Source organism: Tenacibaculum caenipelagi (assembly GCF_004363005.1).
Taxonomy (GTDB): Bacteria; Bacteroidota; Bacteroidia; order Flavobacteriales; family Flavobacteriaceae; genus Polaribacter; species Polaribacter caenipelagi.
Genome location: NZ_SNYH01000006.1, coordinates 151,673 through 165,352, shown reverse-complemented (window position 1 = coordinate 165,352; position 13,680 = coordinate 151,673). Strand labels below are relative to the sequence as shown.

Here is a 13,680-nt window from a genome sequence, read left to right as displayed (position 1 = left end):
ACTAGATTTTGTGTTTTTCTTTAATTTTATTTTTTACTTCATCAACTAACAAACCAATATCACCAGCACCTAACATCACTACAACTTTTGACTCGGATTTTAGTACTTCATCACTTAATTTTTCTTTCGAAATTAGTTTTTTATTTTCTAGAGTCATTTTATCCAAAAGCCAACCCGAAGTAACCCCTTCAATCGGTAATTCTCTTGCTGGATAAATATCCAATAACAATACTTCATCAAACATAGATAACGCTATTGCAAAATCATCAACAAAATCTCTAGTTCTACTAAATAAGTGTGGTTGAAATACTGCCAAAACTTGTTCTTTTGGATACATTTCTCGAACCGATTGCGCTACCGCTTTTATTTCGGTTGGATGATGTGCATAATCATCAATTAAAACGACATCATCTGTTTTAATTTTATACGAAAACCTTCTTTGTACTCCTCTAAAAGTTTTTAATTGTTCTTTTATACTTTCTAACGAAACTCCATACACATCTGCCATAGCCAAAGCAGCTAAAGCATTCATCATATTGTGATTTCCTGGTAAATGAAATTCAATATTTTCAATTATTGATGTTGGTGTTTGCACATCAAAAACATATTTTCCTGCTTCAATCTTAACATTAAAGGCTTTGTAATCTGCATCTTCATTTACAGCATAGGTCAATCCTTTTAACGGCAATCCTTTTGCTACAATTAAGGTATCAGAAACTTTATTGGCGAATTCTACAAACGACTGTTGCAATTGCTCATTCTCTCCATAGATATCTAAATGATCAGCATCCATAGAAGTTACACAAGCAATGTTTGGCGATAGTTTTAAAAACGAGCGATCGAATTCATCCGCTTCAACAACCGAAGTTTTGTCCTCTCCTAAAATTAAATTTGAGTTATAATTTTCAGCAATTCCTCCCAAAAATGACGTAGCTTTTTCAGGCTGCATTATATGACCTAAAATTGATGACGTGGTAGTTTTACCATGTGTTCCCGCAACAGCTAAACAAAAAGTATTTTTGGTAATTTCACCTAACACCTCTGCTCTTTTCAAAACTGTATATCCGTTATCTATAAAGTAATTTAACTCTTGATGGTTTTTTGGAACTGCCGGAGTATATACCACTAGTGTGTTTTGCTTTTCTAAAAAAGAAATTGGAATGTTTTTTACAGCATCTTCAAAATGAACACCAATTCCTATTTCTTCTAAGCTTTTAGTGATAGGCGATGGAGTTTTGTCGTAACCAGCAACTACCTTTCCATTCACAGAAAAATAACGAGCTATCGCACTCATACCTATTCCTCCAATACCTATAAAATAAACGTTATGTATCGTTTTTAAATTCACTAACTGATTAATTTTTCTATTTCATTAACGATATTACTAGTTGCATTTGGCAACGCCAATTCGTTAATATTTTCACTTAAACTTTCTTGTTTTCCTTTATCTTTTAGTAGAGTTTCTAAAACTACTGGAAATGTTTCTATCTCGTTTTCTTTGACAACGATTGCTCCATGCTTATCAGCAATTGATTTGGCGTTTTTTGTTTGATGATCCTCTGCCACATTTGGAGACGGTATAAAAATGGTAGGCTTCCCTACAATACACAATTCTGACACCGAACTCGCCCCTGCTCTTGACACGATAAAATCAGCTGCTGCATATGCTAAATCCATTCGGTTTAAGAACTGATGTACTTGCACATTTTCTAACTCATCATACTTTTTATATTCCTCAAAATACAACTTACCACACTGCCAAATAAGTTGCACATTTTGCTTTTTAAAGAACTCTAAATTTGCTTCTACTAACTGATTTATCTTACGAGCTCCTAAACTTCCTCCTAGCACTAAAATCGTCTTTTTAGAAGCATCAAGTTCAAAAAATTCTTTTCCTTCTTCAATCTTGGTATGAATAAATAATAAATCTTGTCGAACAGGATTTCCTGTTTTTATAATTTTATCTTCTGGAAAAAAACGTTCTAAATTGTCGTATGCCACACAAATTTTCTGGGTCTTTTTCCCTAATAGCTTATTGGTAATTCCTGGATATGAATTTTGTTCTTGAATTAAGGTCGGAATTCCTTTTTTATTAGCAACCATTAAAGTTGGTCCGCTAGCAAAACCTCCTGTTCCTATGGCCACATCTGGCTTAAATTTTCGTATAATTCGGTGCGCTTTCCATAAACTACTCAACAGTTTGAATGGAAACATTAAGTTTTTCAGTGTTAATTTTCTTTGAATACCAGAAATCCATAGCCCTTCAATTTGGTATCCCGCTTGCGGAACTTTCTCCATTTCCATTTTATCTTTTGCTCCTACAAACAAAATATTTGCTTCTGGGTAACGAAGCTTAATTTCATTAGCAATTGCTATAGCTGGATATATATGCCCGCCTGTACCTCCACCACTTATAATGATATTAATCGATTGTTTCATGTAAAATATCTAAAGGGTTATCATCTAAAATTGTTTCTTCAGTTTCGTTCTTAGAAGCACTTACACTTAAAATCATTCCTAACGCAAAACATGTCATCCAGATAGAGGTACCACCACTACTAATTAAGGGAAGTGTTTGTCCTGTTACTGGTAAAATATTCACTGCTACTGCCATATTAATCATTGCCTGAAAGACAATAGGAATTCCCACACCTACAACCAACAAGGTAGCAAATATAGTCGTAGCCTTTTTCGCTGTTATTAAAATTCTAAAGAGTAATAAAAAGTAGATGAAAATTACCACTACAGCTCCTGCAAAACCATATTCTTCAACAATAATTGCATAAATAAAATCGGATGAAGATTGTGGTAAAAAGTTTTTCTGCACGCTCTTACCTGGCCCCTTACCGATTACTCCTCCAGTCGCTATCGCTATTTTAGCTTTTTCCACCTGATAATCTTCTTCACCATCTGGTTGAGAAAAACTTTCAATTCTACTCTTCCATGTATTTACACGGTTAGGCATCGCATCAGGAAATGCTTTTGCTACCAGAATAAAAAACAAGAATGAAACAAGTCCTATACTCAATATATATCCTATATATTTCAATGGATACCCCCCTATAAAAGACACCAATAAAATCATAAAAAACACTATTGCTGTGGTTGAAAAGTTAGCAGGAAGAATTAATATTAATACCAAACCTACTGGCAGCCACAATTGTAACAAACTCTCTTTAAAAGAAATGATTTTTTCTTTGTGTTTAGCTAAGTATCTTGCCACATATACCATCAATACTAAACCAGCTAATGTAGAAGTTTGAAAACCAATACCTACAAATGGAATTCGAATCCATCTACTAGCATTAGCCCCTCCTATAGTTGTTCCTTGAGCTAAGGTAAAAATCAATAGTAAAACAACAACTGGCAACATCAAAACTGAGCCTCCACTAAAGTATCTATAAGGGATTTTATGTACCCCATAAATAACAGCAAATCCTGTAATTAATAATACAATATGCTTTACCAAGTGCCCCAAAGTAGAACCATTACCTACTACATATACCAAGTTAGTACTTGCACTATATATTGGCATAAACGAAAATATAGCCAATACCGTTACTATAGCCCAAATAGCTCTATCTCCTTTAATATGTCGAAAGATGTGTTTCATCAATCTATATTGTGTATTATAAATTTCTTACGGCTTCCTTAAATTTCCTTCCTCTATCTTCGTAACTTTCAAACAAATCAAAACTAGCACATGCAGGAGACAACAATACTGTATCTCCTTTCTGAGCTACTTTATATGCCACCTTTACTGCTTCTTCTGCTCCTGCAGTTTCCACCAAAACATCGACCACGTTAGCAAAAGTATCAATGATTTTTTGGTTGTCTAACCCTAAGCATACTATTGCTTTTACTTTTTCTCTTACTAAAGGTAATAAATCGGCATAATCGTTTCCTTTATCAACTCCTCCAACAATCCAAACTGTTGGATTATCCATACATTCTAATGCATAAAACGCCGCATTAACGTTGGTTGCTTTACTATCGTTAACGAATTCAATTCCATTTATTTTTTGCACCTTTTCTAAACGGTGCTCAACACCCTCAAAATCAGACAAGCTCTCTGCTATTGTATTTTTTCTTACTTTAAGCAATCTAGCAGCCATTGATGCTGCCATTACATTTTTAGTATTATGCTTTCCTTGTAATTTTAATTCAGAAACCTTCATTAATTTTTCTTCTGTATTTAATTTCATTATTATCGTGTCTTGTCTTAAAAAAGCTCCGTACTCTAATTCCTTTTCTATAGAAAATGGTACAAGTGTAGCTTCTGTTTTGTTATTTTTTAACCAATATTGAACTGCTTCATCATCGGCATCATATATTAAAAAATCATCTTTTGTTTGATTTTTTGTAATTCTGAATTTTGAGTTTATATAGTTATCAAAATCATATTCATATCGATCTAAATGATCGGGTGTTATATTAGTAATTACTGCTATATGGACTCTGAACTTTTCGACTCCGTCTAACTGAAAACTACTCAATTCTAACACATATTCGTCATAATTTCCATCAGCAACTTGCTCAGCAAAACTGTCACCAATATTTCCTCCTACTCCTACATTCAACCCTGCTTTCTTCAACACATAGTGAATTAACATTGTAGTGGTCGTTTTTCCATTTGAACCTGTAATTCCTACAATCGTTGCATCTGTAAACTGCGATGCGAATTCAATTTCTGAAATCACTTTTACTCCTTCAGAGTGTAGCTTTTGTACAAGTGCTACTTTATCAGGAATACCAGGGCTTTTCATCACCACATCAGCATTTAGAATTTTACTTTCAGTATGCTGATTTTCTTCAAAATCGATTGAATTATGTAAAAGAACTTTTTTATATCGTTCTGCTATACTTCCTTTATCCGAAACAAAAACTTCATATCCTTTTTGCTTTCCTAAAAGTGCTGTTCCTACACCACTTTCTCCTCCTCCAAGCACAACTAATCTTTTCATTTATCTTAACTTCAGGGTTACTATTGTAAATACCGCTAATAGGATTCCAATAATCCAAAAACGGACAACAATTTTACTTTCGTGATAATCTAACTTTTGATAATGATGATGTAAAGGCGACATTCTAAAAATTCGTCGTCCTTCACCAAATTTCTTCTTTGTATACTTAAACCAAGATACCTGTAATATTACCGATAAGTTTTCTACCACAAATATTCCTGCTAAAACAGGTAACAATAATTCTTTACGAATAGCAATAGCAATAACCGCTATGATTCCCCCAATGGTTAAACTTCCTGTATCCCCCATAAATACTTGTGCTGGATAGGTATTATACCATAAAAAACCAATTAAAGCTCCCGCAAAAGCCAATATAAACACGGTCATTTCTCCTGATTTTGGGATATACATCACATCTAAATAATCTGCAAAAATGATGTTTCCAGATACCCATGCAAAAATCGCTAAAGCTATCACCATAATTGCGGAAGACCCTGCCGCTAAACCATCAATACCATCCGTTAAATTCGCTCCGTTAGAAACTCCCGTAACAATAAATACCGTAACGAAAATAAACACTATCCATCCGTATTTTTCATAACCATCTCCTAAAAAACTCAATGCCTTAGCATAGTCTAACTCATTATCTTTTAAAAACGGAACTGTAGTTTTTGTTGATTTATGAGCATCTCCAAACACTTTCTTTTTCCCATCAACCTGCACAACTTGTTCTGAAACTGGTAATTGCTCTTTAATTGTAACATCTTGATGAAAATACAACATAGAACCTACTATTAATCCTAGACCAATTTGCCCTAAAACCTTAAATCTTCCTTTTAACCCTTGCTTATCTTTTTTAAACACTTTTATATAATCATCAGCAAAACCGATAAGCCCCATCCAGACAGTAGTAATTAATAAAATTACAATGTATACGTTTTCTAACTTTGCTAGTAAAAGCACAGGAATTAGTGTTGCAAGAATTATGATTACTCCTCCCATAGTAGGAGTTCCTGCTTTTTGAACCTGCCCTTCTAAACCTAAATCTCTTACAGTTTCTCCAACCTGTTGTCTTCTTAAATAATTAATAATTTTTTTACCAAAAATGGTCGAAATCAATAAAGACAAAATGAACGCCATAGCAGATCGGAATGTGATGAACTGAAACACACTTGCCCCAGTTAAACTAAATTCACTTTCTAAATATTGAAATAAATAATACAGCATTCGTTAGTCGTTTTTTAGTTGTTTAAAACAGTTTGTTACTTCTTCTAAATCATCAAAATGATGTCGTACACCATTTATTTCCTGATAGGTTTCATGTCCTTTTCCAGCAACCAATATGATATCACCTACTTTTGCTAGTTTGCAAGCAGTTTTTATTGCCTGTCTTCTATCTAAAATAGATAGTGTTTTTTTATAATTTTCAGCAGCGACTCCAACTTCCATTTGATCAAGAATTGACTGCGGATCTTCTGTTCTAGGATTATCTGATGTAAAAATTACCTGATCACTTAACTGCGATGCAATCATTGCCATTTTCGGACGCTTTGCCACATCTCTATCTCCACCGCAGCCTATAACTGTAATTACAGTCTCGTTTCCTGTTCGGATATCATTAATAGTTTGTAATACATTTTTCAGCGCATCAGGCGTGTGTGCATAATCTACAATTGCAGTAACCCCTTCGGTTGAAACTGTATATTGAAAACGTCCGCTTACACTCTCCAACTCACTAACCATTCTTAAAATTTCTAGTCTTTCTAACCCTAATAATTCTGCAACGCCATAAATAGCCAATAAATTATAGGCATTGAACTCTCCTATTAGTTTTGTCCACACTTCTAGTCCATTAATTGTCAATAGAGTTCCTGACAAACGCTTTTCTAACACTTTTGCTTTAAAATCCCCTATGGTTTTAAGGGCATAGGTTTGTTTATTAGCCTTTGTGTTTTGTAACATTACTTGCCCGTTTTTATCATCAATATTCACCAAAGCAAATGCCGTTTTTGGCAAAGAATCAAAAAATGACTTTTTTACATCACGGTATTCTGCAAATGTTTCATGATAATCTAAATGATCATGAGATAAATTTGTAAATACTCCTCCTGCAAAGTCTAAACCTTCAGTACGTTTTTGGTGAATTCCATGAGAACTCACTTCCATAAAGCAATAATCAACACCTTCTTCCACCATCATCGATAGGTACTTGTTGATGGCAACAGAATTTGGTGTTGTATGGGTAGCTTTATACTCTTTATCATCAACCATTATTTTCACGGTTGACAATAACCCAACTTTATACCCTGCTTTTTTAAATAATTGGTACAACAAGCTTGCAATTGTAGTTTTACCGTTTGTACCAGTAACCCCTACTAATTGCAAGCTTTTTGACGGGTTGTTATAATAATTTGCCGCTAACATAGCTAAAGCAACATTTGAATCTTCAACTTTTATATAGGTAACTTGCTCATTTTTCTCTTCAGGCATTACTTCACAGACAACTGTTTTTGCTCCTTGATTGATAGCTTTTTCAATATATTGATGCCCATCAACCGTCACTCCATTTTGAGCCACAAAAACATCATTATTCTGCACTTGTCTGCTATCAAACTGAATTGCATTTATAACAATATCAGTATTTCCGTAAACCTCATTTACCGCTACCTTATATAATATGTCTTTTAGTTTTTTCAATTATGATAATTTTAAATGTACAATTGCTCCTTTTTGTACTTTTTCACCATTGTCTATTGACTGCTCTGTTACTTTTCCCGTTCCTGAAAACTTTACTTTCAACCCCATATTTTCCAACAAAGCAACAGCATCCATACCACTCATACCTATCACTTTAGGCATAATTGTTTTGTATTTTCTCAATTTTTGATAATATTCTTGGTATTCTTTTTCAATAGCTTCATCTGAAATTTCATCAGACACGTTTTGTTTATTAACTACAGTTGATGTATAAATCTTTTGAGCTATTTCTTTAAAGATAGGAGCTGCAACAGTTGCTCCATAATACCCTTTTTCTTTTTTAGGACTATGCACAACCACTATACAAGAATACTTAGGTTCGTCTGCTGGAAAAAAACCTGCAAATGAAGCCACATATTTTTCATTTGAATAATACCCTCCTTCATATTCTCCTTTAGCATTCTTAATTCTTGGTATATACTTTTTTGCCGTCCCTGTTTTTCCTGCCATTGAAAAATTTGGAGAATATATTTCTTTCCCTGTTCCATACTTTATAGTATTCTCCATTACTTTTCTCATTTTATCCAACGTTTCTTGAGAAGCTATTTTTTCTTTCAACACTTCTGTACCGAAACGTTGTTCTACTTCTCCTCCTACTCGCAGCTCTTTAACAAAATATGGTTTTACCAATTTTCCGTTATTAGCTACCGCATTATAAAATGCTAATGTTTGCAAAGGAGTAAGAGAAACCCCATATCCCCAAGCCATCCATTCTAACGAAGTTGGACTCCAACTTTTTTCTGAGGGGTTTGGAATATAAGGCTTCCCTTCTCCTTTTATTTTAACACCCGTCATTTGATCTAAACCAAATGATTTAATTTTATCGGTAAACTTTTTAGGATTTTTATCGTAATACTTCTGTATCACTTTTACCACTCCCACATTCGAAGAAACTTCAAACACACGTCCCAGTGATATTTTTCCATGACCTCCTCTTTTACTATCTTCTACCTTTCGGTTATTTATGTAAATTCTTCCTTTCTCACAATCGACTACTGTTGACGTATCTGCTACCTTATCTTCTAAAGCAACCATTAAACTCGCAAGTTTAAATGTTGATCCAGGCTCGTGACTTTCCCAAACAGCATAGTTTCTCTTTTCGTAATATTTCCCTTTAGATGTTCTTCCCAAGTTTGCAATCGCTCTAATCTTCCCAGTTTCAACCTCCATCACTACAGCACAACCGTGATCTGCTTCAAAATTCTCCATTTGCCTTAACAGAGCATGATGTGTAATATCTTGAATATTCACATCTATCGTAGTAATTATATCACTTCCATCTACAGGCTCCTTTTCATTCACATCATTAATCGGCTTCCATTGCCCCTTAGCTATTTTTTGTTTTAAACGCCACCCATTTTCTCCTTCCATATAATCAGCAAAAGCTCCTTCTATTCCTGCCCCCCCTCTATAATCATCATACCCAATGGTACGTTCAGCAATTTTCCCTATTGGGTGCACTCGAACTGTTTTTTGTTCCGCTATAAAACCACCTCTATACACTCCTCGATTAAAAATTGGGAAGCTCTTCATTCGAACATAATCGTTGTACCCCACATTTCGAGCAATTAGCAAATAACGATTCTTACGTTTTTTTGCTTCTCTTAATTTATTTTGATAGTAACTCGCTGGTTTCCCCAACAAACCAGAAAGCGATTCTGATAACGCGCGGATATTTTTTTCAAAAACCTCTGAATCTACCGCCACAACATCCATACGAATGGTAAATTTAGACATTGAGGTTGCTAACAAATTTCCATCTGCCGCATATACATTTCCTCTATTCGCAAAAATAGTGTCGTTTTTTACCGTCTTTTCTTGTGATAGCTTACGATACTTATCTCCCTCTATATATTGAAGTTTGAATAATCTAAAAACGATAACAACAAAGAAAAGCGTCATTAAAACAACTATCACATAGAGTTTGTTTAATATGCTTTTTTTTACTACCATTTTTATATTATTCTTTATTATATGTTACTTTTATTTTTTGAGGAGGCGTCTTTGCAGGTGACAACCCTTTATTTTTTACCCTATCTCGAATACTACTTTCTAACTTCATTCGCATTAGCTGTGTACTCGTATCTACATCTTCAGCCCGCAACTCTCTTTTTTTCTTATTCAACTCAGCGATTTGAACCACTTTTGCATCTGCACTATGCGCACTGTAAATCATTACCAACAGCAGTATAACTACAAAAATTAAAATCCGCCAATTTTTAAAAGAGCTTTCATCCGTAAGAAAACTTCCTCTCAAAAAATCGTAAATTCCTTTTCTTACCTTAGACATTACTTTAGCGTTGCTATTCTTAATTTAGCACTACGTGCTCTGTTATTCTCCTTTATTTCTTCTTTTGTTGGCACAATCATTTTACCAACTTTTTTTAACGGCTCATTTGTGTTTCCATAAAAATCTTTTTCAGGCTCACCACTAAACAACCCCGTCCGTATAAATCGTTTTACCAACCTATCCTCCAATGAGTGATAAGAAATCACACTTAACCTACCATCTTCATTCAACAACTGAGGAATCTGCTCTAAAAATTCTTTCAACACTTCTAATTCTTGATTCACCTCAATACGTATCGCCTGAAAAATCTGCGCTAGAATCTTATGCTCTTTTGCCTTCGGAAGAAATCTTTGCAACACTTCTTTTAAATCAAAACTTGTTTTGATTTCCCTTTCTCCTCTTGCTTCTACAATTGTTTTCGCTAGTGTTCGTGCATTTCTTAATTCACCATACAAAAACAACATATCTGATAATTGCTCTTCACTATAAGTGTTGATGATTTTTTTTCCAGACAACTCAGACTTCTGATCCATTCGCATATCCAAATCGGCATCAAAACGAGTAGAAAACCCTCTCTCAGCTTCATCAAACTGATGCGACGACACGCCTAAATCAGCCAACACACCATCTACCTTTTTCACCCCGTAAAAACGCAGAAACCTAGAAATGAATCTGAAATTTTCACCAATCAACACAAAACGCGGATCGTCAATTTTATTTTGTTGTGCATCTGGATCTTGATCAAAAGCAAACAACCTTCCTTTATCACCCAATCGACTTAATATTTCTCGCGAATGACCTCCACCTCCGAAAGTCACATCAACATACACACCATCTTCTTTTATATTAAGTGCATCTACACTTTCCTTCAACAAAACTGGATTATGATAACTCATCTGCCTCTATATTACCCATTACTTCTTCTGCTAAATCAGCAAAATCAACAACAGCATCATCTATTACTTTTTCGTACTTATCCTTATCCCAAATTTCAATGATGTTTACCGCAGACGAAAGCACCACTTCCTTTTCTATTTCTGCGAATTGACATAAATCTTTTGGAATTAAAATCCTACCGGAAGCATCCATTTCAATCATTTTCACTCCTGCTGTGAACCTCCTGATAAAGTCATTATTTTTCTTTACAAATCGATTTAGTTTATTGATTTTTGCCATCATTAAATTCCACTCTTGCATCGGATACAACTCCAGACAAGACTGAAACACAGAACGTTTAATCACAAAACCTTCTTGCAACACAGAAGACAACTGCTTCTTAAAGGCTGACGACATCATCAACCTTCCTTTAGCATCTACCTTGCACTCATATGTTCCAATTAAATTTACCACGTAAAGAAACTATAGTTTGCATCAAAAATAAAAAATATTTACCACTTTTTACCACTTTTTACCACTTTGTTAATAAGTTTTGGTTTTTTAGCTAAAAAACTGAGCCTAAGAACTTTCCAAACCATCCTCTCGCTAGAAATAATAAAAATGAAAATATGACAAAAAAGAACTACATTTGTGGTTAAGTCAAATCAGAAATCTATGACTGAATTTTTAAAGAAAGAAGGCAAATTTACATACGCAGAAGCTGGGGAAGGAAGTCCAATTATCATACTTCATGGTTTAATGGGTGCTTTAAGTAATTTTGATTCTACGTTTAATCATTTTTCAAAAAAAGGATACAAAGTTTTTATTCCAGAATTACCTCTATATACCTTACCTCTTCTTAAAACCAATGTTAAAAACTTAGCTAAGTTTTTACATGATTTTATTGAATTTAAAAACCTTGAGGGAGTAACTTTATTAGGAAATTCTTTAGGTGGTCATATCGCTTTATACTATACAAAACACTATTCTGAAGATGTAAAAGCACTTGTTTTAACAGGGAGCTCTGGTTTATACGAAAACTCAATGGGCGACAGCTACCCTAAAAGAGGTGATAAAGAGTTTGTTAGAAAAAAAGCACAAGATGTTTTTTATGATAAAGAGATTGCTACTGAAGAACTAGTTGATCAGGTATATGATGTTATTAACGATAGAAACACATTGATTAGAACCCTAGCTATCGCTAAAAGTGCTATTAGACATAACATGGCTAAAGATTTACCCAATATGAAGCAACCTACCTGTTTGATTTGGGGAAAACAAGATAGTGTTACACCGCCTGAAGTTGCCGAAGATTTTCATAAATTATTACCCAATTCTGATTTATTCTGGATTGACAAATGCGGTCATGCTGCTATGATGGAAACTCCTAATGAGTTTAATGAAATTTTAGAAAGCTGGTTAACAAGCAGAAACATATAACTTCTCAATAATAAAATTATGAAGATAAAATCTGCTGAGTTTGTAATGAGTAACAGCAATGTAACGAATGCTCCAAAAGAACGTATTCCTGAATACGCTTTTATTGGTCGTTCTAATGTTGGTAAATCTTCATTAATCAACATGTTGATGGAGCGTAAAGATTTAGCGAAAACTTCTGGAAAACCAGGAAAAACACAACTTATTAATCATTTTAAAATTAACGATGAGTGGTTTTTGGTTGATTTACCAGGATATGGTTATGCACAGGTTTCAAAAAAGAAACGCACCATTTTTCAGTACTTTATTGAAAACTATTTTAAAGAACGTGAACAACTAGTTTGTACATTTGTTTTGATTGACTCTCGTCATGATCCACAAAAAATAGATTTAGAATTCATGCAATTTTTAGGAGAAAACCAAATTCCGTTTTGCATCGTTTTCACCAAAGCTGATAAATTAGGAAGTTCTAAACTCAACAAACAAATCACCTCTTATAGAAAGAAATTATTGAATTACTGGGAAGAATTACCTATGAATTTTGTTACTTCTTCATCAACAGGAATGGGGCGCGATGAATTTTTAAACTTTATCGATCAAGTAAACGAAGATGTAGCTGAGAATTTTAAATAATTTTCACCCTACCCTAAGAGAAGTATCAATAATGCACTCTACAAAAGAAAACTTACAAGTTTTACACGAAGACAATCACATTATAGTGATTAATAAACGTGCAGGCGATATAGTGCAAGGTGACAAAACTGGTGACAAACCGCTTTCAGATGTTGTTAAAGAATACATCAAAGATAAATACAACAAACCTGGAAACGTATTTTTAGGAACCGTTCACCGATTAGACCGTCCAACTACAGGTATTGTTATTTACGCACGTACTTCAAAAGCTTTAGAACGACTAAACAAAATGTTACGTGACAAAACCATTAAAAAAACGTATTGGGCAATAGTTCAACAGCAACCTAAAAAAGCCACAGACACCTTAACAAATTATCTAAAAAAGAATCCGAAGAATAATAAATCTACTGCTTTTACCAAAGAAGTTGAAGGAAGCAAAAAAGCTATACTTCACTACAAAACACTTAAAAATTTAGATAATTATTCATTGCTAGAAGTTGATTTAGAAACAGGACGCCATCATCAAATTCGAGTACAATTATCTAACATTGGTGCTATTATAAAAGGTGACTTAAAATACGGAGCCAAAAGAAGTAATAAAGATGGAAGCATCCATTTACATGCTCGAAAAATTGAATTCACACACCCAGTAAGCAAAGAATTAATAAAACTTACTGCTCCAACTCCATCTGATCCTATTTGGGATGCTTGTTTGTAATTTGT

13 protein-coding genes are annotated in these 13,680 nt (G+C 34.0%); 3 read left to right on the top strand and 10 right to left on the bottom strand.

Going from position 1 to position 13,680, the window contains the following annotated elements; translation table 11 throughout:
• Window position 1: 1 nt before the first annotated feature.
• Genes murC through mraZ form a run of 10 tightly spaced genes read right to left on the bottom strand, consistent with a single transcriptional unit; the run spans window position 2 to window position 11,361 of the window.
• Window positions 2-1,348 carry a UDP-N-acetylmuramate--L-alanine ligase gene (murC, locus tag DFQ07_RS13715; protein WP_133537824.1) on the bottom strand — a complete coding sequence of 449 codons (1,347 nt, stop codon included), beginning with the start codon at window positions 1,346-1,348 and terminating at the stop codon, window positions 2-4.
• Complete coding sequence (gene murG, locus DFQ07_RS13710; protein ID WP_133537823.1) at window positions 1,348-2,439, bottom strand: undecaprenyldiphospho-muramoylpentapeptide beta-N-acetylglucosaminyltransferase; 1,092 nt, start codon at window positions 2,437-2,439, stop codon at window positions 1,348-1,350. The genes murC and murG overlap by 1 nt, the downstream gene beginning before the upstream one ends.
• Window positions 2,423-3,613 (bottom strand): FtsW/RodA/SpoVE family cell cycle protein, encoded by a 1,191-nt coding sequence (locus tag DFQ07_RS13705; protein ID WP_133537822.1) that lies wholly within the window; start codon window positions 3,611-3,613, stop codon window positions 2,423-2,425. The genes murG and DFQ07_RS13705 overlap by 17 nt, the downstream gene beginning before the upstream one ends.
• A 16-nt stretch (window positions 3,614-3,629) precedes the next feature.
• Window positions 3,630-4,964 (bottom strand): UDP-N-acetylmuramoyl-L-alanine--D-glutamate ligase, encoded by a 1,335-nt coding sequence (gene murD / locus DFQ07_RS13700; RefSeq protein ID WP_133537821.1) that lies wholly within the window; start codon window positions 4,962-4,964, stop codon window positions 3,630-3,632.
• Window positions 4,965-6,191, bottom strand: a complete 1,227-nt coding sequence (mraY, locus tag DFQ07_RS13695; RefSeq protein ID WP_133537820.1) for a phospho-N-acetylmuramoyl-pentapeptide-transferase — start codon at window positions 6,189-6,191, stop codon at window positions 4,965-4,967.
• A 3-nt stretch (window positions 6,192-6,194) separates the two neighbouring features.
• Window positions 6,195-7,661, bottom strand: a complete 1,467-nt coding sequence (locus tag DFQ07_RS13690) for a UDP-N-acetylmuramoyl-L-alanyl-D-glutamate--2,6-diaminopimelate ligase (protein ID WP_133537819.1) — start codon at window positions 7,659-7,661, stop codon at window positions 6,195-6,197.
• On the bottom strand, window positions 7,662-9,623 hold the full coding sequence (locus DFQ07_RS13685; RefSeq protein ID WP_133537910.1) for a penicillin-binding protein: 1,962 nt from the start codon (window positions 9,621-9,623) through the stop codon (window positions 7,662-7,664).
• 58 nt (window positions 9,624-9,681) lie between these two features.
• Window positions 9,682-10,011 (bottom strand): FtsL-like putative cell division protein, encoded by a 330-nt coding sequence (locus DFQ07_RS13680; RefSeq protein ID WP_133537818.1) that lies wholly within the window; start codon window positions 10,009-10,011, stop codon window positions 9,682-9,684.
• Window positions 10,011-10,907 (bottom strand): 16S rRNA (cytosine(1402)-N(4))-methyltransferase RsmH, encoded by an 897-nt coding sequence (rsmH, locus tag DFQ07_RS13675; protein ID WP_133537816.1) that lies wholly within the window; start codon window positions 10,905-10,907, stop codon window positions 10,011-10,013. The genes DFQ07_RS13680 and rsmH overlap by 1 nt, the downstream gene beginning before the upstream one ends.
• Complete coding sequence (gene mraZ / locus DFQ07_RS13670; protein ID WP_133537814.1) at window positions 10,894-11,361, bottom strand: division/cell wall cluster transcriptional repressor MraZ; 468 nt, start codon at window positions 11,359-11,361, stop codon at window positions 10,894-10,896. The genes rsmH and mraZ overlap by 14 nt, the downstream gene beginning before the upstream one ends.
• Before the next feature lie 201 nt (window positions 11,362-11,562).
• Here mraZ and DFQ07_RS13665 point away from each other — a divergent pair, with 201 nt between their 5' ends.
• From DFQ07_RS13665 to DFQ07_RS13655, 3 genes are read left to right on the top strand one after another with little or no spacing between them, the layout of a single operon-like run.
• A complete protein-coding gene (locus tag DFQ07_RS13665; protein WP_133537812.1) occupies window positions 11,563-12,327 on the top strand; it encodes an alpha/beta fold hydrolase in 765 nt (254 codons plus the stop codon).
• 18 nt (window positions 12,328-12,345) lie between these two features.
• Window positions 12,346-12,957 carry a ribosome biogenesis GTP-binding protein YihA/YsxC gene (gene yihA / locus DFQ07_RS13660; protein ID WP_133537810.1) on the top strand — a complete coding sequence of 204 codons (612 nt, stop codon included), beginning with the start codon at window positions 12,346-12,348 and terminating at the stop codon, window positions 12,955-12,957.
• Between the two features lie 31 nt (window positions 12,958-12,988).
• On the top strand, window positions 12,989-13,675 hold the full coding sequence (locus tag DFQ07_RS13655) for an RluA family pseudouridine synthase (protein WP_133537808.1): 687 nt from the start codon (window positions 12,989-12,991) through the stop codon (window positions 13,673-13,675).
• The last annotated feature ends 5 nt before the right edge of the window (window positions 13,676-13,680 follow it).

Excerpts from the sequence above, each read along its gene's own strand:
- DFQ07_RS13680 (WP_133537818.1), bottom strand. The coding sequence starts at position 10,011 with ATGTCTAAGGTAAGAAAAGGAATTTACGATTTTTTGAGAGGAAGTTTT.
- murG (WP_133537823.1), bottom strand. The coding sequence starts at position 2,439 with ATGAAACAATCGATTAATATCATTATAAGTGGTGGAGGTACAGGCGGG.
- mraY (WP_133537820.1), bottom strand. The coding sequence starts at position 6,191 with ATGCTGTATTATTTATTTCAATATTTAGAAAGTGAATTTAGTTTAACT.
- DFQ07_RS13665 (WP_133537812.1), top strand. The coding sequence starts at position 11,563 with ATGACTGAATTTTTAAAGAAAGAAGGCAAATTTACATACGCAGAAGCT.
- DFQ07_RS13655 (WP_133537808.1), top strand. The coding sequence starts at position 12,989 with ATGCACTCTACAAAAGAAAACTTACAAGTTTTACACGAAGACAATCAC.
- murD (WP_133537821.1), bottom strand. The coding sequence starts at position 4,964 with ATGAAAAGATTAGTTGTGCTTGGAGGAGGAGAAAGTGGTGTAGGAACA.
- yihA (WP_133537810.1), top strand. The coding sequence starts at position 12,346 with ATGAAGATAAAATCTGCTGAGTTTGTAATGAGTAACAGCAATGTAACG.
- DFQ07_RS13705 (WP_133537822.1), bottom strand. The coding sequence starts at position 3,613 with ATGAAACACATCTTTCGACATATTAAAGGAGATAGAGCTATTTGGGCT.
- DFQ07_RS13685 (WP_133537910.1), bottom strand. The coding sequence starts at position 9,623 with ATGACGCTTTTCTTTGTTGTTATCGTTTTTAGATTATTCAAACTTCAA.
- rsmH (WP_133537816.1), bottom strand. The coding sequence starts at position 10,907 with ATGAGTTATCATAATCCAGTTTTGTTGAAGGAAAGTGTAGATGCACTT.